The 19,832-nt window shown below is 73.6% G+C and carries 17 protein-coding genes; 13 read left to right on the forward strand and 4 right to left on the reverse strand.

What is annotated here, in order from left to right:
* Positions 1 to 51 precede the first annotated feature (51 nt).
* The 7 genes from HNR12_RS01275 (at position 52) to HNR12_RS01305 (ending at position 9,911) form a co-directional block, all read left to right on the forward strand.
* Positions 52 to 1,074, forward strand: a complete 1,023-nt coding sequence (locus HNR12_RS01275) for an ABC transporter permease (RefSeq protein ID WP_179770311.1) — start codon at positions 52 to 54, stop codon at positions 1,072 to 1,074.
* Entirely contained in the window at positions 1,071 to 2,900 is a 1,830-nt protein-coding gene (locus tag HNR12_RS01280) for a dipeptide ABC transporter ATP-binding protein (protein ID WP_179765727.1), read from the forward strand. The genes HNR12_RS01275 and HNR12_RS01280 overlap by 4 nt, the downstream gene beginning before the upstream one ends.
* Before the next feature lie 88 nt (positions 2,901 to 2,988).
* Positions 2,989 to 3,498: a cellulose synthase gene (locus HNR12_RS01285; protein ID WP_246424975.1), complete on the forward strand. Its 510-nt coding sequence runs from the start codon at positions 2,989 to 2,991 to the stop codon at positions 3,496 to 3,498.
* A 584-nt stretch (positions 3,499 to 4,082) separates the two neighbouring features.
* Positions 4,083 to 5,081 (forward strand): ABC transporter permease, encoded by a 999-nt coding sequence (locus tag HNR12_RS01290; RefSeq protein ID WP_179765728.1) that lies wholly within the window; start codon positions 4,083 to 4,085, stop codon positions 5,079 to 5,081.
* A 76-nt stretch (positions 5,082 to 5,157) separates the two neighbouring features.
* The gene (locus HNR12_RS01295; protein ID WP_308118968.1) at positions 5,158 to 6,915 is read left to right on the forward strand and encodes an ABC transporter substrate-binding protein; all 1,758 of its coding nucleotides are present in this window, start codon (positions 5,158 to 5,160) and stop codon (positions 6,913 to 6,915) included.
* Between the two features lie 134 nt (positions 6,916 to 7,049).
* A complete protein-coding gene (locus HNR12_RS01300) occupies positions 7,050 to 8,066 on the forward strand; it encodes an ABC transporter permease (protein ID WP_179765729.1) in 1,017 nt (338 codons plus the stop codon).
* An 84-nt stretch (positions 8,067 to 8,150) separates the two neighbouring features.
* Positions 8,151 to 9,911: an ABC transporter ATP-binding protein gene (locus HNR12_RS01305; RefSeq protein WP_179765730.1), complete on the forward strand. Its 1,761-nt coding sequence runs from the start codon at positions 8,151 to 8,153 to the stop codon at positions 9,909 to 9,911.
* 65 nt (positions 9,912 to 9,976) lie between these two features.
* Here the strand turns inward: HNR12_RS01305 and HNR12_RS01310 are convergent, their stop codons facing one another.
* Complete coding sequence (locus HNR12_RS01310) at positions 9,977 to 10,573, reverse strand: hypothetical protein (RefSeq protein ID WP_179765731.1); 597 nt, start codon at positions 10,571 to 10,573, stop codon at positions 9,977 to 9,979.
* Between the two features lie 150 nt (positions 10,574 to 10,723).
* Between HNR12_RS01310 and HNR12_RS01315 the strand changes: the two genes are divergently transcribed.
* Together HNR12_RS01315 and HNR12_RS01320 are read left to right on the forward strand one after the other, a co-directional pair.
* Positions 10,724 to 12,076 carry a sensor histidine kinase gene (locus tag HNR12_RS01315; protein ID WP_308118973.1) on the forward strand — a complete coding sequence of 451 codons (1,353 nt, stop codon included), beginning with the start codon at positions 10,724 to 10,726 and terminating at the stop codon, positions 12,074 to 12,076.
* A complete protein-coding gene (locus HNR12_RS01320) occupies positions 12,073 to 12,756 on the forward strand; it encodes a response regulator (protein ID WP_179765732.1) in 684 nt (227 codons plus the stop codon). The genes HNR12_RS01315 and HNR12_RS01320 overlap by 4 nt, the downstream gene beginning before the upstream one ends.
* A gap of 53 nt (positions 12,757 to 12,809) precedes the next feature.
* Here the strand turns inward: HNR12_RS01320 and HNR12_RS01325 are convergent, their stop codons facing one another.
* Positions 12,810 to 13,496 carry a TetR/AcrR family transcriptional regulator gene (locus HNR12_RS01325; protein WP_179765733.1) on the reverse strand — a complete coding sequence of 229 codons (687 nt, stop codon included), beginning with the start codon at positions 13,494 to 13,496 and terminating at the stop codon, positions 12,810 to 12,812.
* Between the two features lie 149 nt (positions 13,497 to 13,645).
* Here HNR12_RS01325 and HNR12_RS01330 point away from each other — a divergent pair, with 149 nt between their 5' ends.
* Both HNR12_RS01330 and HNR12_RS01335 read left to right on the forward strand, forming a co-directional pair.
* Positions 13,646 to 14,041, forward strand: coding sequence for a hypothetical protein (locus HNR12_RS01330; RefSeq protein ID WP_179765734.1), 396 nt, complete (start codon positions 13,646 to 13,648; stop codon positions 14,039 to 14,041).
* A 95-nt stretch (positions 14,042 to 14,136) separates the two neighbouring features.
* Positions 14,137 to 14,499 carry a GntR family transcriptional regulator gene (locus HNR12_RS01335; protein ID WP_179765735.1) on the forward strand — a complete coding sequence of 121 codons (363 nt, stop codon included), beginning with the start codon at positions 14,137 to 14,139 and terminating at the stop codon, positions 14,497 to 14,499.
* A gap of 237 nt (positions 14,500 to 14,736) precedes the next feature.
* Here HNR12_RS01335 and HNR12_RS01340 read toward each other — a convergent pair whose 3' ends face one another.
* Positions 14,737 to 16,065, reverse strand: coding sequence for an RNA polymerase sigma factor (locus HNR12_RS01340; RefSeq protein ID WP_179765736.1), 1,329 nt, complete (start codon positions 16,063 to 16,065; stop codon positions 14,737 to 14,739).
* A 372-nt stretch (positions 16,066 to 16,437) separates the two neighbouring features.
* Positions 16,438 to 17,607 (reverse strand): AMP-binding protein, encoded by a 1,170-nt coding sequence (locus tag HNR12_RS01345; RefSeq protein ID WP_179770315.1) that lies wholly within the window; start codon positions 17,605 to 17,607, stop codon positions 16,438 to 16,440.
* A gap of 220 nt (positions 17,608 to 17,827) precedes the next feature.
* Here HNR12_RS01345 and menB point away from each other — a divergent pair, with 220 nt between their 5' ends.
* Complete coding sequence (gene menB, locus HNR12_RS01350; protein WP_179765737.1) at positions 17,828 to 18,676, forward strand: 1,4-dihydroxy-2-naphthoyl-CoA synthase; 849 nt, start codon at positions 17,828 to 17,830, stop codon at positions 18,674 to 18,676.
* An 83-nt stretch (positions 18,677 to 18,759) separates the two neighbouring features.
* Positions 18,760 to 19,728, forward strand: coding sequence for an o-succinylbenzoate synthase (locus HNR12_RS01355; RefSeq protein WP_179770316.1), 969 nt, complete (start codon positions 18,760 to 18,762; stop codon positions 19,726 to 19,728).
* Positions 19,729 to 19,832 lie beyond the last annotated feature (104 nt).

Raw genomic sequence — 19,832 nt, forward strand, 5'->3', positions numbered from 1 at the left:
ATCCCCCGCCCCCGCCCCATGAAGGCAGGTGAAGGCTCCGGCCGTCGCGACGTGCTGAACTACATCATCCGGCGCATCATCGCCGGCGCGGGACTGCTCCTGGTGGTCAGCCTGGTCGTCTTCGCGATCTTCTTCCTGGTCCCGCGGCTGGCCGGCGCCACGCCCGACTCCCTGGCCACCCGCTACGTGGGCCGCGCGCCCACCCCCGAGGCGGTCGCCGCCGTGCGCGACCGGCTCAACCTGGACGATCCGATCATCGTGCAGTACGGGCGGTTCGTCCGCGGCCTGTTCGTCGGCTACGACTACGACAGCGGCACCGACGTCATCCACTGCGACGCCCCCTGCTTCGGCTACTCCTTCGTCACCAACAGCGAGATCTGGCCCCAGCTGCTGGACCGGCTGCCGGTGACCGCCTCGCTGGCGGTCGGCGCGGCCGTGATCTGGCTGGTGGCGGGGGTGGCGGTGGGTGTGCTGTCGGCGCTGCGCCGGGGCTCGCTGCTGGACCGGGCCGCCATGATGACCGCGCTGGCCGGGGTGTCCCTGCCGATCTTCTTCACCGGCCTGGTGTCGCTGGCGCTGTTCGCCTACTACCTGCCGATCTTCCCGCCGGGCGGCAGCTACACGCCCTTCACGGAGAACCCGCTGGCCTGGGCGCACGGACTGGTGCTGCCCTGGGTGACCCTGGCGTTCCTCTACGCGGCGATGTACGCGCGGCTCACGCGCGCCGGGATGCTCGACACCATGGGCGAGGACTTCATCCGCACCGCCCGCGCCAAGGGGCTGCCCGAGCGCACCGTGGTGGCCAAGCACGGGCTGCGGGCCGCCATCACGCCCATCATCACGATCTTCGGCCTGGACTTCGGGCTGATGCTGGGCGGCGCGGTGCTGACCGAGAGCACGTTCTCGCTGCCGGGGCTGGGCAAGTTCGCCGTGGACGCCATCCGCGGCAACGACCTGCCCGCCGTCCTGGGCGTCACCCTGCTCACCGCGTTCTTCGTGGTCATCGCCAACCTGGTGGTGGACCTGCTCTACGCCTGGGCCGACCCCCGGGTGCGAACCGGAGGCCGAGCATGAGCGGTGCGACCGAGCGGCCCGTGGTGGCCGTGCGCGACCTGCGCATCGTGTTCCCCACCCTCGACGGCGAGGTCACGGCCGTGGACGGGATCTCCTTCGAGGTCCCGGCCGGGGGCGCGCTGGGGATCGTGGGGGAGTCCGGCTCCGGCAAGAGCGCGGCGGCCCTGGCGCTGCTGGGCCTGCACCGGGGCAGCCGGGCGCGGGTCAGCGGGGAGGTGGAGGTCGCCGGCGTGCCGGTGACCACGGCCACCGACCGGCGGCTGCGCGCGATGCGCGGCAACGACATCGCGATGGTGTTCCAGGACCCGATGTCGTCGCTGCACCCCCAGTACACGATCGGCAACCAGCTGGTGGAGGCCTACCGCGTCCACCGGCCCAACGCCTCCTCCGCCGAGGCGCGCGCCCGCGCTGTGGAGTCGCTGGAGCGGGTGGGCATCCCCAACCCCGCCCGGCGGGTGAACTCCTTCCCGCACGAGTTCAGCGGCGGCATGCGCCAGCGGGCGCTGATCGCGATGGGGCTGATGTGCGACCCCAAGGTGCTGCTGGCCGACGAGCCCACCACCGCGCTGGACGTGACGGTGCAGGCGCAGATCCTGGACCTGCTGGACGATCTGCGGCGCGACCTGGGGATGTCGCTGATCCTGGTCAGCCACGACCTGGCCGTGGTCGCCGGCTCCGTGGACGACGTGCTGGTCATGCAGCACGGGAAGATCGTGGAGCGCGGCGACGTGCGCACCGTCCTCGCGGCGCCCCGGCACCCCTACACCCGCGCGCTGCTGGCCGCCGTGCCGCGCGTGGACGTCTCCCGCGCCCAGCGCCGGGCCCGGGTCCGCGCCGAGCGCGCCGGCGGCACCGCGCGCCCGGCGCGCGCCGGGGGAGCGGCCGGCCCCGGCGCGCCGCCCGCTGCGGTGCCCCCCGCTCCCGCGTCCGCCGCCGACCCGGCGGCCGACGCCGCGACCGCCTCGGGCGTGGAGGCGCCGCCGGACGCCCCGCTGCTGTCGGTGCGCAACGTGCGCATGCGGTTCACGGTGCGCGGCGGCCTGCTGGGCCGGGGCACCGACTTCTACGCGGTGGACGACGTGTCCTTCGACCTGCACCGGGGCGAGACCCTGGGCATCGTGGGGGAGTCGGGATCGGGCAAGAGCACCCTGGCCCGCGTCATCCTGCGGCTGCTGCGCCCCACCGAGGGCAGCGTGGTCTTCCAGGGCCGCGACATCACGCGGCTGCCCGAGCGCCGCCTGCGCCCGCTGCGCCGCGACATGCAGATCGTGTTCCAGAACCCCTACTCCTCGCTGAACCCGCGCCGCCCCATCGGCGAGGCCATCGGCGCGGGCCTGCGCGTGCAGGACAGCGGGATCCCGCCCGCCGAGATCCGCCGCCGCGTGGGCGAACTCCTGGAGCGGGTGGGGTTGGAGCCGGGGCACTACAACCGGTTTCCGCACGCGTTCTCGGGGGGTCAGCGGCAGCGGATCGCGATCGCGCGGGCGCTGATCCTGCGGCCCAAGCTGGTGATCTGCGACGAGCCGGTGTCGGCGTTGGACGTGTCGACGCAGGACCAGGTGCTGCGGCTGCTGGACGAGCTGCAGGACGACTTCAACCTGACCTACATCTTCGTGGCGCACGACCTGGCGGTGGTCCGCCAGGTCAGCGACCGGGTGCTGGTGATGAAGGAGGGCGCGGTCGTGGAGTCCGGCGACGGCGACACCGTCTACACCGCCCCCACCCACCCCTACACCCGCCGCCTGCTCGCCTCCGCGCCCGTGCTGGACCCCGACGAGGCCCGCCGCCTGCGCGCCGACCGCCACCGGCTGGCCCGCGGCGCGTGAGCGGTGTCCCGGGCCGGCCGGTGGCGCCCGGCATCCCTAGGGGACGCGCCGGATGTGCGGGGCGGCCCTTCGGTGCGAGACTGAGGACATGCAGGAACAGTTGCCGATCGCGGGTCCGATGCTGGGAGCAGCCCTCACCCTGGTGGGACTGCTCGTGTCGTGGGTGGTGTGGCGGCGCAGGGGGGCCGCGGCCGGGCTGCGCGGGATCGCCTGGTCGCTGCTGCCGCTGGCGGCCGGCCTGATGGGGCTGATGACGATCGCGTGGCGGCTGGTCACCGACCTGATCGGCTTCTTCGCGTCCCTGGTCTTCAACCCCGTCGTGTGGGCGGGCGTGGCCGTGGCCGGCCTGGCGGTGGTGCTGTGGGTCGCCGGGGGCGTCATGCGCTCGCGCGGGGTGGGCGTGCGCGGCGGCGCCGCGCCGGCGGCCGAGAAGGGCCGGCCCGCCGCCGGCCTCACCGGCGGCGCGGGCGCTCCCGCCGGCCAGGGCGCGCCCGCGCCCAAGGGCCGCGCCAAGGGCGCCGGCGCGGGTGCCAAGGGCGGCGGCGACGCCGAACTCGACGAGATCGAGGCCCTGCTGCGCAAGCACGGGATCGAGTAGCCGCACCCCGCCGCGCGGCCCCGGTTGAGGGCCCCGGCGGGCCGTCGGTGGCCGGCGGCGGCGCCGCGTGAGCGCCTCTCCAGCGCCCCCCTGAACAGGGCGGGCGCTTTTTACTGTGTTATGCGTAGTTTGCACCTTTTTATCCGCTTATTATGTGTACGGGCTGCAACCGATCCAGGTCGGTCTGGGCGTGCCGCTGAACGCCGTCTTCCCATGTGGTGCACACTCTGTCGTGTCGTGAGTGCCCTGTGTCACGTGACGTTAGGTGACGGAATTATGGGGCGCGCGTCACGATTGGGATACATCACCGTGAATTGGACGATCGGTGGGTTACTGCGGCGTACATTGATCGCCGTGCCGCGTTGGACGCGTGGTAACGGTGCATCTGTCCACCGTTCGCGGACGCGCACGCCCGACTCCGCCCCTGCGGGCGGTGGGAGACCCTCCCGCCGCGCACCGGGGCGGTGGGAATCGGCGCGGAACACGGCCGCGCCACCGCCTGGGCGCCGGGGTCAACCCCTGGCGTCCCGACCGGAAGAGTGTGCCGCCGCACCGGGCGGGACGAGTGGGGGAGTAGTGGTGCCATGACCGCGCCGTTGGACGTGCCCGGCAAGGCCGAAGAGGCCCAGCCGGAGGCGATCGCCCAGGCCGCCGGTGCGCGCGACCGCGGCCGGTCCCTCGGTCAGATCGCCTGGATGCGGCTCCGCAAGGACAAGGTCGCCATGTTCGGCGGCGGGTTCGTCGTCTTCATGGCCCTGGTCGCCGCGTTCGCCCCGGTGATCGTGAACCTGCTCGGGCACCCGCCCGACGCCTGGAACCAGGACATGATCGACCCCGCCCTGGGCACCCCCGTGGGCGGCATGGGCGGAATCAGCGGCGAGCACCTGCTCGGGGTCGAGCCCGTCACCGGGCGCGACATCTTCAGCCGCATCGTCTACGGCGCACAGATCTCCATGCTCATCGGCTTCCTGGCCACGCTGGTCTCGGTGGTCATCGGCACGGTCATGGGCATCATCGCGGGCTACTTCGGCGGCTGGGTCGACGCCCTCATCAGCCGGCTGATGGACATCTTCCTGGCGTTCCCGCTGCTGCTGTTCGCCATGGCCATGGTCGGGGTCCTGCCCGACGCCGCCTTCGGCCTGAGCGGCAACGGCCTGCGGATCGCCATCCTGGTGTTCATCATCGGCTTCTTCAACTGGCCCTACATCGGCCGCATCATCCGCGGCCAGACGCTGAGCCTGCGCGAGCGGGAGTTCGTGGAGGCGTCGCGCAGCCTGGGCGCCGGCAACTTCTACATCCTGCGCAAGGAGCTGCTGCCCAACCTGGTCGCGCCGATCCTGGTCTACGCCACGCTGCTGATCCCGACCAACATCCTCTTCGAGGCCGCGCTCTCCTTCCTGGGCGTCGGTGTCGAACCCCCCACCCCCACCTGGGGCGGCATGCTGTCCGAGGCCGTGGACTACTACGACTCGGCCCCCAACTTCATGCTCGCCCCCGGTCTGGCGATCTTCCTGACCGTCCTGGCGTTCAACCTCTTCGGCGACGGCCTGCGCGACGCGCTTGACCCCCGCACCCAATCCTGACCCCGAACGGCCCACATCGGTGCCGAGCACCCGATCGGTGCTGTCACCTGATTCGCGTAGAGAAAGGCATAGGCCAGTGAGCAAGAAATGGCTGGGCTTCGCCGCCGCCGGCACATCGGTGGCGATGCTCCTCACCGCCTGCGGCGGCGGTGGTGGCGACCAGGGCGGCGGCGACGTCTCCGTCGACGACTCCGCCATCACCAGCATCGTCGACGAGTCCACCGAGCAGGGCGGCACGCTGCAGTTCGCCCACTCCGACCAGTTCGACTCCCTGGACCCGGGCAACACCTACTACGCGGCCAACTGGGACTTCACCCGTCTCTACGCGCGCACCCTGGTGACCTACGCCCAGGCCCCCGGCGAGGAGGGCCTGGAGCTGGTCCCCGACCTCGCCGAGGACCTCGGCAAGGTCAGCGACGACGGCCTGACCTGGACCTACACCCTCAAGGAGGGGCTGAAGTACGAGGACGGCAGCCCCATCACGTCCGAGGACATCGCCTACGCGGTCGCGCGCAGCAACTACGCGCCCGACATCATCAACAAGGGCCCGACGTACTTCAACCTCCACCTGGAGGCCGGTGACTACGCCGGCCCCTACGAGGACGAGGACCTCGACAACTTCGAGGGCGTGAGCACCCCCGACGAGCGCACCATCGAGTTCCACCTCAAGGAGCCGTTCGCGGAGTTCGACTACCTGGCCGCCATGCCGCAGACCGCGCCGGTCCCCGCCGACGCCGACACCGGCGACCAGTACCAGACCGAGGTCGTCTCCTCGGGCCCCTACAAGTTCGAGGAGCCCTGGAACCCCGGCCAGCAGCTCAACCTCGTCCGCAACGAGGAGTACGACCCCGAGACCGACCCCCTGACCCGCAACCGCCCCGACCGCATCGAGGTGCAGTGGAAGCAGGAGGAGAACGACCGGGACAACCGGCTCATCAACGGTGACCTGCACACCGACATCGCCGGCCTGGGCGTCGAGGCGTCGGCCCGGCAGAACATCCTCCGCGACGAGGAGCTGAGCGCCAACGCGGACAACCCGCAGACCGGCTTCCTGCTCTACTTCGCGATCAACCCCAACGTGAAGCCGTTCGACAACAAGGCCTGCCGCGAGGCCATCCTCTACGGCGCCGACAAGAACGCCCTCCAGGGCGCCTGGGGCGGCTCCGTGGCCGGCGACATCGCCACCAGCATGCTGCCGCCGTCCATCCCGGGCTACCAGGAGATCGACCCCTACGGCACCCCCGGCCAGTCCGGCAGCGAGGAGGACGTGAACCGGGCCCTGGAGGAGTGCGGGATGCCCGACGGCTTCTCCACCAACATCGCCTACCGCTCCGACCGCGACAAGGAGAAGAAGGCGGCCGAGGCCCTGCAGCAGGCGCTGCAGCAGTACGGCATCGAGACCCAGCTCAAGGGCTACCCCGCGGGCAGCTACACCAGTGAGCAGGCGGGCTCGCCGGAGTTCGTCAAGCGCGAGGAGCTGGGCATCATGGCCTACGGCTGGGGCGCCGACTGGCCCTCCGGCTACGGCTTCCTCCAGCAGATCATGCACGGCGACGCCATCAAGCCGGCCGGCAACTCCAACCTCTCCGAGCTGGACGACCCCGAGGTCAACCAGCTGCTCGACGACGCGGCCCAGACCGAGTCCGCCGAGGAGCGCGAGGAGATGTACGCCCAGGTCGACGCCCTGGCGATGGACTCCGCGACCTTCCTGCCCTACCTGAACCAGAAGGCGCTGCTGTTCCGTCCGCAGGAGCTGACCAACGTGTACTTCAGCGAGGCGTACAAGATGTACGACTACTCCGCCCTCGGCCTGGAGTCGGGCGCGCAGAACTAGCCGCCACCGCCGGCCGCCGCGCACGCCGCGGCGGCCGGCGCTCGACACGGGCGCGGGCCGGCCACAAGCCGCCCGCGCCCCGGCTCTGACCTACTCGTGCTTAGCAAGGCAGGTGAAGGCTCCGGCCGCCCGCTGTGATCACATACATTCTCCGCCGCCTGCTCGCGGGCGCCGTGCTGCTGCTGGTCGTCAGCATGGTGGTGTTCGCGATCTTCTTCCTGCTGCCGCGGCTGGCCGGTGTCGACTCCGACGGCCTGGCGGCCCGCTACATCGGCAAGTCGCCCAGTCCCGAGGCGATCGCCGCGGTGAAGGAGCGGCTGAACCTGGACGAGCCCATCACCGTCCAGTACTACGAGTTCGTGTCCGGGCTCGTGATGGGCCAGGACTACGACAGCGGCACCGACGTCATCCGCTGCGACGCCCCCTGCTTCGGCTACTCGTTCAAGACCAACACCGAGGTGTGGCCCCAGTTGCTGGAGCGGCTGCCGGTGACCGCCTCGCTGGCGGTCGGCGCGGCCGTGATCTGGCTGGTGGTCGGCGTGTCCATCGGCGTGCTCTCGGCGCTGCGCCGGGGCAGCGTGATCGACCGGGCCGCCATGATCACCGCGCTGGCCGGGGTGTCCCTGCCGATCTTCTTCACCGGCCTGGTCTCGCTCGCGCTGTTCAGCTACTATCTGCCGATCTTCCCGCCCGGCGGCTCCTACACGCCCTTCACGGAGAACCCGGTGGCCTGGGCGCACAGCCTGGTGCTGCCCTGGGTCACCCTGGCGTTCCTCTACGCCGCCATGTACGCGCGGCTCACCCGGGCGGGCATGCTCGACACGATGGGCGAGGACTTCATCCGCACCGCCCGCGCCAAGGGGCTGCCCGAGCGCACCGTGGTGGCCAAGCACGGCCTGCGCGCCGCGCTGACCCCCATCATCACCATCTTCGGCCTGGACTTCGGGCTGATGCTGGGCGGCGCGGTGCTGACCGAGAGCACGTTCTCGCTGCCGGGGCTGGGCAAGTTCGCCGTGGACGCCATCCGCGGCAACGACCTGCCGGTGGTCCTGGGCGTCACCATGTTCACGGCCCTGTTCGTGGTGATCGCCAACCTGGTGGTGGACCTGCTCTACGCCTGGGCGGACCCGCGCGTCCGCGTCGGCGCCTGACGAGGCACGGGAGGCACCGCGATGGACACGCCCAGCTCCGCAACGCCGCCCGCGGCGGCGAACCCAACCGAAGGTGAAACGGCCATGACCGACCCGGTCGTCAGCGTCAGCGACCTGCGCATCACGTTCCCCACCCTGGAGGGGCGCATCACCGCCGTGGACGGGATCTCCTTCGAGGTCCCGGCCGGGGGCGCGCTGGGGATCGTGGGGGAGTCCGGCTCCGGCAAGAGCGCCACCTCGCTCGCCCTCATGGGCCTGCACCGGGGCACCACCGCCGAGGTCACCGGCCAGATCCGCGTGGCCGGCAAGGACCTCGCCACCGCCGCCGACCGCGAGGTCCGGGCCATGCGCGGCAACGACATCGCGATGGTGTTCCAGGACCCGATGTCGTCGCTGCACCCCCAGTACACGATCGGCAACCAGCTGGTGGAGGCCTACCGCGTCCACCGGCCCAACGCCTCCTCCGCCGAGGCGCGCGCCCGCGCTGTGGAGTCGCTGGAGCGGGTGGGCATCCCCAACCCCGCCCGGCGGGTGAACTCCTTCCCGCACGAGTTCAGCGGCGGCATGCGCCAGCGGGCGCTGATCGCGATGGGGCTGATGTGCGACCCCAAGGTGCTGCTGGCCGACGAGCCCACCACCGCGCTGGACGTGACGGTGCAGGCGCAGATCCTGGACCTGCTGGACGATCTGCGGCGCGACCTGGGGATGTCGCTGATCCTGGTCAGCCACGACCTGGCCGTGGTCGCCGGCTCCGTGGACGACGTGCTGGTCATGCAGCACGGGAAGATCGTGGAGCGCGGCGACGTGCGCACGGTGCTGTCCTCCCCCGAACACCCCTACACCCGCGAGCTGCTGGCCGCCGTGCCGCGCGTGGACGTCTCCCGCGCCCAGCGCCGGGCCCGGGTCCGCGCCGAGCGCTCCCAGGCCGCCGAGGCCGCGCCCGCGCCGCGGCGCACCGGCGCCACCGCCAAGCCGGAGAAGTCCGCCGCCGACCCCGGCGCGCCGCTGCTGTCGGTGCGCAACGCGCGCATGCGCTTCAAGGTGCGCGGCGGCCTGCTCGGCCGGGCCACCGACTTCTACGCGGTGGACGACGTCTCCTTCGACCTGCACCAGGGCGAGACACTGGGCATCGTGGGGGAGTCCGGCTCCGGCAAGAGCACCCTGTCGCGGATGATCACCCGGCTGCTCACCCCCACCTCCGGCGAGATCGTGTTCGAGGGCCGCGACATCACGCGGCTGCCCGAGCGCCACCTGCGCCCGCTGCGCCGCGACATCCAGATGATCTTCCAGAACCCCTACTCCTCGCTCAACCCCCGGGTCACCATCGGCGACACCATCGGGTCGGCGCTGCGGGTGCAGGGCGAGCGCAACACCAAGGAGATCCAGCGCCGGGTCCAGGAGCTGCTGGAGCGGGTGGGGTTGGAGCCGGGGCACTACAACCGGTTTCCGCACGCGTTCTCGGGGGGTCAGCGGCAGCGGATCGCGATCGCGCGGGCGCTGATCCTGCGGCCCAAGCTGGTGATCTGCGACGAGCCGGTGTCGGCGTTGGACGTGTCGACGCAGGACCAGGTGCTGCGGCTGCTGGACGAGCTGCAGGACGACTTCAACCTGACCTACATCTTCGTGGCGCACGACCTGGCGGTGGTCCGCCAGGTCAGCGACCGGGTCGCGGTCATGCGCAAGGGCAAAATCGTCGAGATCAACGACAGCGACGCGGTGTATGAGTCGCCCCGGCACGACTACACCCGCGAGCTGCTGGCCGCCGCCCCTGTCTTGGACCCGACCGAGGCGCGCGAGCTGCGCGCCGAGCGGGCCCGGCTGCGGCGCGAGAGCACCGCGGCCTGACCGGACGCGGCGCCCGGGGCCGCACCGCCCCGGGCGCCGCACTCCCGGCCGCCCGTGTCCCCGCCTCAGCGGCGCGCGGCCCCCTCGGCGCCCGCCGCGGCGGCCGCACCGTCCTCGCGGGTGTCCGCCGCGGGCCGTCCCAGCGCCGAGGAGATGTCCCACACCGAGATCACGGTGTGGATGACCAGGAACATCGCGAGCGGCTGGAAGAACTGGAGCAGCGCCCGGGTCCGCTCGATGTCGCCCACCGACCAGATCAGCACGCCCAGGGCCGCCGCGCCCAGCGTCGCCGCCACCAGCGCGCGCAGCCAGGCCGCCACCTCGTAGCGGATGCGCGCCGGGCCGCGCTTGGGCGGCTTCACCGGCGGCGGCCCGCCGGCGAACCGGTGCGCGAACCGCGCGTCGGCCCAGGCGATCAGGCTGTGCCCGTAGGCGACCGTGAACCCCAGGTAGAGGGCGCCCAGCCCGTGGCCGGCGTCGGCGGTACCGCCGGTCGCCAGGTGACCGGCGATCACGGCGAGCAGCACCACGTCCAGCACGGGCACCAGCAGCAGCAGGACCGTGCTCAGCCGCTTCATGCGCAGCAGGTAGCGGGCGGACAGGCCGCCCAGCACGAGCACCCAGAACAGGACCTCGCACGCCAGAATCACTCCCACGACCACGGCGGGCCGCCCCCTTCCTCTGCCGGTCCCCTCTGGATCCGTCCCCTCCAGCATCGCCGCCGGCCCCTTGCGGCGGATCGTCGGGGACGACGAGATCGGATACCACCTTCGATGTACGCGCGGCGGCCGCCGACATGCTGAGATGGAGCCGTGAGAGCGTGGAGGGCGCTGCTGCGGCGCCGGGAACTGCTGGACCGACGGATCCTGGGCGGCCGGATCTACGTCGGCAGCGCGCTGTGGGCGCTGACCGCGTTCGGATTCGGCCTGCTGGTGTGGGGCGTGGGCGGGTTCGTGCACCGCGACGGGGTCGACCCGCACTGGCTGCTGCTCACCCTGGCGGCCAGCTCCTCGCTGATGGCGTTCCGGCGCACCCACCCCGGCCTGGTCCTGCTGCTGTCCACCGGGGTCACCGCGGTCGACGCCGTGCTCGGGCCCTCCACCATGGTGGTCTTCAACTACGGCGACGCCTTCTACGCCGTCTGCGCGTGGGGCCGCCGCCGGCTGGCCTACGGCACGCTGGCCGCGGTCGTCGTGGGCGGTGTCGCGGTGACGGCGGTCATGGTCTACCTGCTCGTCATCGGCGAGATCGACTACCCCCTGGTCGTGCTGCAGATGATCGGCGTCTACGTGCTGGTGTTCGGCAGCCCGGTGACCAGCGGTGTCACGGTCCGCGAGTACCGCAACCGCATGGCGCTGGAGCGCGAGCGCACCCAGCAGGTGCGGCGCATGGCCGAGCTGGACCGGCGCAACGCCATCGCCGACGAGCGCGGCCGGGTGGCGCGCGAGCTGCACGACGTGATCGCCAACCACCTCAGCGCGATCGCCGTGCAGTCCACCGCGGCGCTGTCGATGCGCGAGCCCGACCCCGAGCGGGTGCGGCGCATCCTCACCGTCGTGCGCGACAGCAGCCTGCACGGCCTCAGCGAGATGCGCGAGATGATCCGGGTCCTGCGCGACGCCGACGACACCCCCGACCTGGAGGCGGTGACCCCGCGCCTGGCCGACGCCGACCGCCTCTACGCGGCGGCGCGCGAGGCCGGGCTGGAGGTGCGCGTGGAGCGGCGCGGGACGCCCCGGCCGCTGCCCGGGCCCACCGACGCCGCCGCCTACCGGGTGCTGCAGGAGTCGCTGACCAACGCCCTGCGCTACGCCGGCCCCAAGCGGGTGGAGGTGGAGGTGGAGTTCGTGCCGCGGCGGCGCGGCGCGCGGCTGCGGCTGACCGCGCGCAACCGCGTCGCCCCGGCGGCCGCCGGCGGAGCGGGGCGGGCCGATCCGGTGTGGGCGGCCGAGCACGGCGCGGGCGCGGGCCTGACGGGCATGCGCGAGCGGGTGGACCTGCTCGGCGGCGTGTTCGCGGCCGGGCCGGCGCCCGAGGACCCCGGCGAGTGGCGGGTGTGCGCGGAGTTCCCGCTGCCCGAGGACGACGACGCGGCGGGCCCCGAGCCCGCCGCGAGGACCGCCGGCCGGGTCGGCGCGGCGGCCGAGGACGAGGAGGCGACGTGATCCGGGTCGTGGTGGCCGAGGACCAGTGGGCGGTGCGGTCGGGGCTGGTGATGATCCTGGACTCCGCGCCCGACATCGAGGTGGTGGCCGAGGCCGCCGACGGGGAGGAGGCGGTGGCGGCGGCGCTGCGCGCCCGGCCCGACGTGGTGCTGATGGACGTGCGCATGCCGCGCAAGAACGGCATCACCGCCGCCCGCGAGCTGGCGGCCCAGGGGATCGACGTGCTGATCCTGACGACCTTCGACCTGGACGAGTACGTCTTCGGCGCGCTGCGCGCGGGCGCCGCGGGGTTCCTGCTGAAGAACATCGAGGCCGACGACCTCACCGAGGCGGTGCGGGTGGTGGCGCGCGGCGAGGGCATGATCGCCCCGGCGGTGACGCGCCGGCTCATCCGGGAGTTCGCCGGCGGCGCCGGGGCGATGGGCGCAGCCCGGGGCGCCGCCGCGGGCGGGGCCCCGACGGCGCAGATCCCCCCGGCGGCGGTGGCCGAGCTGACCCCGCGCGAGCGAGAGGTGCTGGGCTGCGTGGGCGAGGGCCTGTCCAACCGGCAGATCGCCCGGCGGCTGGGGATCACCGAGACCACGACCAAGACCCACGTCAGCCGCATCCTGGCCAAGCTGGGCCTGCGCAGCCGGGTCCAGGCCGCCATCGCCGCCCAGGAGCTGGGCCTGGCCGAGTGAGCGCGCGCCCGCACGGCCTGGGCGGCGCGCCCGGGCACGGGGCGGGGGGCCGCCTAGGCGGAGGCCGCCGGGGCGGTCAGCGCGCGCAGCAGCGCGTCCAGGCCGGCGGTGAACACCGCCTCGGGGTCGGGCCGCACCTCGCGCAGCGCGGTCACGTGCGGGAAGCGGCCGTCGAGCGCGGCCGGGCGCTGGGCGGGCAGGCCCTCGGCCCGGACCTCGCGCACCACGGCTCCGGTGACGTAGGAGTCCAGTGCGGCCGCGGCCCGCACCACGTCGGCGCCCGCCAGGCCGGCCTCGGTGAAGGCGGCGTAGAGCACCTCCAGGGAGCGCATCGCGGCCTCGGTGTCGGGGCGGCGGTGGATGAACAGGGGCAGCGCCTGGGCGTGGGCCAGCAGGGCGCGGCGGTAGTCGGCGGCCCAGGCGCGCAGCCGCTCGTCCCAGGGCCGGGGGTCGGGCGCGGCCGGCTCCCGCTCCTCCCCGTCGGAGTCGGCCTCCCCGCCGGCCCCGTCCGCGCCGCCCTCGTCGGCGGCCGGGCGCGCGACGTCGCTGACGTAGGCGACGATGGCGTCGAAGAGCTGCTCCTTGCCCAGCGGGAAGTGGTGGTAGATGGCCATGGCCTCCACCTCCAGGGCGTCGCCGAGGCGGCGCATGGTCAGCCGGCGCAGCCCCTGCCCGTCGATGATGCGCAGGGCCTCGGTGATGATGCGGTCCTCGGTCAGACCGGCGTTGTTTCGACTCACGGTCGCCCATCCTAGGATTACTTTGTAAAGGTGGTGTCGGGAAACGCCGAACCTCTCGCCAGGTGATCTTGCCCACCTCTAAAGTGGAGGCTCGACACCCCATCGATCGACACACCCCCCTAGTCGCCCACACACGATCAGGAGTGAACATGGCCCTGGCAGGCCGGAAGGTCGACGACGCGGCACGCCGCCGCTTTGCCGAAGACCAGCAGACCGCCGAGCGTCTTCCCGACCTGGTGCGCGCGGTCGCCGAGGCCGAGGAGGCGCTGGAGCGCGCCCAGCGCGAGGGCGCCGACTACGCCGAACTCCACCGGCGCGGCGTGGCCCTGGACACCGCGCTGACCGACGCCATGCGCGCGGCCTACGCCCAGGAGCGGGTGCTGATCGGCCCGCGCGGCTATGTCGACCGGATCTACCGGCGCAAGCGGCTGGCCACCCCCAAGGTCCGCCACGCCACCGAGACCGCCGAGCGGCTGCTCACGGCCCGCGAGCACCACCGCCTGCACGGGATCGAGCGCCTGCCGCGCAGCCCCGCCGCCGTCTGAGGGCGTGCGCCGGTTGCGGCGCGGTGGGATGATCGAAAGAGCAGGCGTTCCACGCACGCCACAGGCATTGCACGTTACAGGGAGTGGGGGCGAGGATGCCCGATGCGATCCGCATCGACCCGTCGTCAAAGGTTCCCCCGTATGAGCAGATACGGTCGTCGGTGGCCAACGCGGCGGCCCGGGGAGAGCTGCCCGTCGGCTACAAGCTGCCGACGGTCCGCGCGCTGGCCGAACAGCTGAAGGTCGCGGTCAACACCGTCGCCCGTGCCTACCGGGAGCTGGAGCAGGCCGGGGTCGTCGAGACCCGCGGCCGGTCGGGCACCTTCATCGCCGCCAACGGCGACGAGCAGAGGGCCGAGGCCGTGGCCGCCGCGCGCGCCTACGCCGGCGTGATCTCCAAGCTGGGGCTGGAGCGCGACGAGGCGCTCGACATCGTCCGCGCGGCGCTGCGCGGCTGAGCCCGCCGGCGGGCGCGGTGCCGCCGCCGTGTCCATCGCGGCCGCGCCCGGCGGCCGCGCCCGCCCGAGCGCGCGCCGCAGGCGGGCCCCGGGCGGGCCGCCCGGTCGGCGCCGCGCCCGGGGCGGGGAGAGATACGCGAACGCCGCGGCCCCGCGCCCGGAAGGGGCGCGGGGCCGCGGCGGTGCCGTCTTGTCCGGAAGGGGAGGCGGCCGGCGGGCCGGCGCCGCCCCGCCGGGCTAGCTGGCGAAGTCGAGGAGCTGCTGGGCCCGGCTGGGGTGCCGCAGCTTCGACAGGGACTGCTTCTCCAGCTGCCGGATGCGCTCGCGGGTCAGCCCGAGGTGCTTGCCGATCTCGTCGAGGGTGCGGGGCCGGCCGTCCATGAGGCCGAACCGCAGGGACATGATCGTGGCCTCGCGCGGTTCGAGGTCCTCCAGCGCCCGGCGGAGCTGGTCGGCCATGAGCTGGCGGTCGACCACCTCGGAGGCCTCGGAGGCGTCGATGTCCTCGATGAGGTCGCCGATGCGGGTCTCGCCGTCCTCGCCGATGGTGGAGTCGAGGCTGATGGGCTGGCGCGTGACGCGCAGCAGCTCCTCGATCTGCGACGGGGTCTTGTCCAGCTCCACGGCCAGTTCCTCGGGCGTGGGCTCGCGGCCGAGGGTCTGGTGCATGTCGCGCTCCAGGCGGCTGACCTTGCTCAGCAGCTCCAGGACGTGCACCGGCAGGCGGATGGTGCGCGCGGAGTCGGCGAAACCGCGCTGTATGGCCTGGCGGATCCACCACATGGCGTAGGTGGAGAACTTGAAGCCCTTGGTGTAGTCGAACTTCTCGACGGCCCGGATCAGGCCGAGGTTGCCCTCCTGGACGACGTCGAGCAGGGACATGCCGCGGTCGCTGTACTTCTTGGCGACCGAGACCACCAGGCGGAGGTTGGCCTCCAGCATGTGCTGCTTGGCGCGGCGGCCGTCCTCGGCGATCTCGGTGAGGTCGGCGCGCTCGGTGTCGGACAGCTCGGCGGGGTCGGCGTCGGACTCCTCCAGCAGGCCCAGGCGGTACTCGGCGTAGAGCCCGGCCTCGATCCGCTTGGCGAGGTCGACCTCCTCCTCGGCGGTGAGGAGCTGCCGGCGGCCGATGGCCTTGAGGTAGGTGTGGACGGAGTCGCCCATGGCGGGGGACTGGTCGTCCAGATCGGCCTCGGGGCCGTCGGGCTCGGCGGCGGTGCCCGGGGCGGGGCCGCCGGACTTGGCGGGCTCGGTGTCCGCGGGCGCGGAGTCGAGCGCGTCTTCCAGCGCCTCGTCCTCGACGTCGGCGTCCACGGACTCCACCGCCGCGGCGTCGCCGCCCCCGTTGGCGAGCCGCACTCCGGCGTCGGTGAGTTCACGCAGGATGGAGCGGCCGTCGGCCGGGCTGATGCCCGCCGCGGAGAACGCGGCGCGAAGCTCCGCAAGGGACAGGTGTCCCTGGGAGCGCCCCCGGGTGATCAGCTCGTCCAGCGCCGCGGAGGCGACGGTCCGGCCGTCGGCGTTCTGCGCCACCGTGGGAGAAGTGGCTAGGGCAGTGCGCGACATGGAGGCACCTCCCTCCCTTCCAAGACGTCAGGCGCGTGGCGGTAAGGAGTCCGCCGTGTTCGCGCGCCAATATGTCTAACGTGTCAGAGAGTCAAATGTTCCCGGTCTCGATTGGATCTCGCCGGACGTGGTCTAGGTCACGGTCTGAGGTGGCGTGGTCCGGTCCGCTGAGCGGGTAGGGCCCGGCCGTCCGCGCGGTCCCCCCGCCGCGCCCGCGGGCACCGGGGTGGGTACCGCCGCCCTCCTTCGCGGGGGTTGGTGTTCGGTGCTCTGGTAGACGCCTGTTCGACGCGGGAAGTTCCCCCGGCGGCGGATCCGGTCGCCGAAGGCCCCCCGCGGCGCACCCTCTTCCGCTGCCCGCGGCGGGCGGAGTCAATCGCGGGCGGCGGGTGCGCGGCGCAGGGCGACCAGGTCGGGCTTGCCGGAGGCCAGCAGCGGGAGGGCGGCGCGCAGGTCGAGTTCGCGGGGCGCGGCGTAGGCGGGCAGGTGGCGGCGGACCCAGTCGCGCAGGTCGGCCAGCGAGGGCGGGGCGGCGGGGTCGGCGGGCACCACCACGGCGGTGACGCGCTGGCCCCACTCGGGGTCGGGGCGGCCCACCACGACGGCCTCGCCGACGGAGTCCAGGCGCGCCAGCAGCGCGGCGACCTCGCCGGCGACGACCTTGTGCCCGCCGGTGTTGATGACGTCGTCCGCGCGCCCGCGCACCCGCAGCCGGCCCTCGGCGTCGAACACCCCCAGGTCGCTGGTGGCGAACCAGCGGGTGCCGTCGGAGTCGGTGCGGGTGTGGGCGGCGGTGGCCGCGGGGTCCAGACGGTAGCCGCTGAAGAGGGCGGGCCCGGCGAGCAGGATCCGGCCGTCGTCGTCCAGGCGCGCGCGCACGCCGTCGAGGGGGAGGCCGTCGTAGACGCAGCCGCCGCAGGTCTCGCTCATGCCGTAGGTCGTGACCACGGTGCCCCCGGCCGCGCGGGCGGCGGCCAGCAGGTGCTCGGGCGCCGCGGCGCCGCCCAGCAGGATGGTGTTGAAGGCCGACAGGTCGGCGCCGGCGGCCAGCAGCCGGTGCAGCTGGGTGGGCACCAGGGAGACGTGGGGGCGGTGGCGCCGGGCGGTCGCCAGCACGGTGGCCGGGTCGAAGCGCTGGTGCAGCGGCCGGGCGCCGGTGACCAGGGCGCGGACCAGGACGAGCAGCCCCGAGATGTGGGCGGGCGGCAGCAGGCACAGCCACGGGTCGGCGGGGCGGGCGCCGATGCGGGACAGGGAGGCGTGCACCGAGGCGGTGAGGGCCCCGGCGGTGAGTTCGACTCCCTTGGGCGCGCCGGTGGAGCCCGAGGTGGCGATGGCGACCGCGACGTCCTCGGCGGTGCCGGCGGGGTCGGCCAGCGCCGTGGTGCCCTCGGGGGTGTGCAGGGCGGCCGGGCGCATGGTGGCCAGGATGTGCTCCAGCCGCGGCCGGGGGGTGTCCGGGTCGATGGGCAGCAGGGCCGGGCCGGTGCCCTCCAGCGCGTCGGACAGCAGGGCGGTGAGGCGGCCGGGGTCCAGGCCCATCACCGCGTGCAGGGGTCGGTTCGCCACGGCCTCCACGGTAGCGCCGGGTGAGCGCGGCCGGTGAGGGCGGGTGCGGAGCCGACCGCGCGTGCCGTCGCGTGCGGGGGAGCGATTAGGGTTGGCCTTCGGCGGTTTTCCGGTGCCCCGGTTCCGCTTCGCGGCTGGCCCGCGGCGGGGGGCGCGGAGCCGCGCTGTGTGTAGTCGACAGCGGCGCGAGGAGATGACGACAGGCGTGAGCGGCGTGAAGTGGCGGCGGTCCGGTGAGTACACCGACATCATCTACGAGACCGCCGAGGGGATCGCCAAGATCACGATCAACCGACCCGAGCGGCACAACGCGTTCCGCCCGCAGACCCTCTTTGAGCTGCAGGACGCCTTCAACGCCGCGCGCGACGACTCCGAGGTCGGCGTGATCATCTTCACCGGCGCCGGCGACCGCGCGTTCTGCTCGGGCGGCGACCAGAAGATCCGCGGCGACGACGGCTACATGGGCGACGACGAGGTCGCCCGCAAGGGCATCGGCCGGCTCAACGTGCTGGACCTGCAGGTGCAGATCCGCCGGCTGCCCAAGCCGGTGATCGCGATGGTGGCCGGCTACGCCATCGGCGGCGGGCACGTGCTGCACGTGTGCTGCGACCTCACCGTCGCCGCCGACAACGCCCGCTTCGGCCAGACCGGCCCCAAGGTCGGCTCCTTCGACGGCGGCTACGGCTCCTGGCTGCTGGCCCAGACCGTCGGGCTGAAGAAGGCCCGCGAGATCTGGTACCTGTGCCGGCAGTACAGCGCCCAGGAGGCGCTGGACATGGGCCTGGTCAACACGGTCGTTCCGCTGGAGCGGCTGGAGGAGGAGACCGTCGCCTGGGCGCGGGAGCTGCTGGAGAAGTCGCCGCTGGCGCTGCGCATGCTCAAGGGCGCGATCAACGCGGTGAGCGACGGCGCGGCCGGCATGCAGCAGTTCGCCGGCGACGCCACGATGCTCTACTACATGAGCGAGGAGGCCCAGGAGGGCCGCGACGCGTTCAAGGAGAAGCGCCGCCCCGAGTTCGAGCGCTTCCCCCGCCGTCCGTAGGCGGGTGCGGCGGCGCGGGCGGGACGTCCCGCGCCGCCGGGGCCGGCCGCGGTCCGGGGTGATCAGGAGGGGCGGTTGTGGCGATGGGCCTGGAGGGCTTCGCCGAGGCGCGGGCGTTCGCGGTGCCGCTGCGGACGAGGTTCCGCGGCGTCACGGCGCGCGAGGGGCTGCTGGTGCGCGGCGCGGCGGGCTGGGGGGAGTTCTCGCCGTTCGCCGAGTACGGGCCCCGCGAGTGCGCGCGGTGGTGGGCGGCGTGCGTCGAGGCCGCCGAGGAGGGCTGGCCCGACCCGGTGCGCGCCGCGGTCCCGGTGAACGTGACGGTGCCGGCGGTGGGCCCGGAGGAGGCGGCGCGCATCGTCGCCGCGGGGGGCTGCGCCACGGCCAAGGTCAAGGTGGCCGAGCGCGGCCAGGACCCGGGCGAGGACATGGCCCGGGTCGAGGCGGTGCGCGCGGCGATCGGCCCGGCCGGGCGGGTGCGCGTGGACGCCAACGGCGCCTGGGACGTCGACACCGCCGTGCGGATGGTGCGCGCGCTGGACCGCTTCGGGCTGGAGTACGTGGAGCAGCCGTGCGCGAGCCTGGAGGAGCTGGCGCGCGTGCGGCGGCGGGTGGAGGTCCCGGTGGCCGCCGACGAGTCGGTGCGCCGGGCCGAGGACCCGCTGCGGGTGCGCGCGGCCGGGGCCGCCGACATCGTGGTGCTCAAGGTGCAGCCGCTGGGCGGTGTGCGGGCGGCCCTGCGGGTCGCCGAGGCGTGCGGGCTGCCGGTGGTGGTCTCCAGTGCGGTCGAGACCTCGGTGGGCCTGGCGGCCGGGGTGGCGCTGGCCGCGGCGCTGCCCGAGCTGCCCTACGCGTGCGGCCTGGCCACCGCCCAGCTGCTGGCGGGCGACGTGTGCGCCGACCCGCTGCTGCCGGTGGCGGGGGAGCTGCCGGTGCGCCGCCCCGAGGTCGACCCGGGGCGGCTGGCCGCGGTGGAGGCCGACGCCGCACCGTGGCTGGCGCGCGCGCAGGCGGCGCGGCGCGCCGGGGAAGCGGCCGCGGAGCGGGGCCGGTGAGCGGTTTTGGCCGCGCTCGCGGTGGTTCGTGTGATACCGGGTAAGGCGGGAGAGTCCGCTCCGGGTGCCGGGCCCGGTGGCGCGGCGTTCCGGGTGGGGCGGCG

Origin of the sequence: Streptomonospora nanhaiensis (genome assembly GCF_013410565.1) — a bacterium.
GTDB lineage: Bacteria > Actinomycetota > Actinomycetes > Streptosporangiales > Streptosporangiaceae > Streptomonospora > Streptomonospora nanhaiensis.

What these genes read in the sequence shown, in the direction of transcription:
- HNR12_RS01345 (WP_179770315.1), bottom strand. Translation starts at nt 17,607, where the DNA reads ATGGGCCTGGACCCCGGCCGCCTCACCGCCCTGCTGTCCGACGCGCTG.
- HNR12_RS01340 (WP_179765736.1), bottom strand. Translation starts at nt 16,065, where the DNA reads ATGTCGCGCACTGCCCTAGCCACTTCTCCCACGGTGGCGCAGAACGCC.
- HNR12_RS01335 (WP_179765735.1), top strand. Translation starts at nt 14,137, where the DNA reads ATGCCCGATGCGATCCGCATCGACCCGTCGTCAAAGGTTCCCCCGTAT.
- HNR12_RS01285 (WP_246424975.1), top strand. Translation starts at nt 2,989, where the DNA reads ATGCAGGAACAGTTGCCGATCGCGGGTCCGATGCTGGGAGCAGCCCTC.
- HNR12_RS01355 (WP_179770316.1), top strand. Translation starts at nt 18,760, where the DNA reads ATGGGCCTGGAGGGCTTCGCCGAGGCGCGGGCGTTCGCGGTGCCGCTG.
- HNR12_RS01305 (WP_179765730.1), top strand. Translation starts at nt 8,151, where the DNA reads ATGACCGACCCGGTCGTCAGCGTCAGCGACCTGCGCATCACGTTCCCC.
- HNR12_RS01290 (WP_179765728.1), top strand. Translation starts at nt 4,083, where the DNA reads ATGACCGCGCCGTTGGACGTGCCCGGCAAGGCCGAAGAGGCCCAGCCG.
- HNR12_RS01330 (WP_179765734.1), top strand. Translation starts at nt 13,646, where the DNA reads ATGGCCCTGGCAGGCCGGAAGGTCGACGACGCGGCACGCCGCCGCTTT.
- menB (WP_179765737.1), top strand. Translation starts at nt 17,828, where the DNA reads ATGACGACAGGCGTGAGCGGCGTGAAGTGGCGGCGGTCCGGTGAGTAC.
- HNR12_RS01280 (WP_179765727.1), top strand. Translation starts at nt 1,071, where the DNA reads ATGAGCGGTGCGACCGAGCGGCCCGTGGTGGCCGTGCGCGACCTGCGC.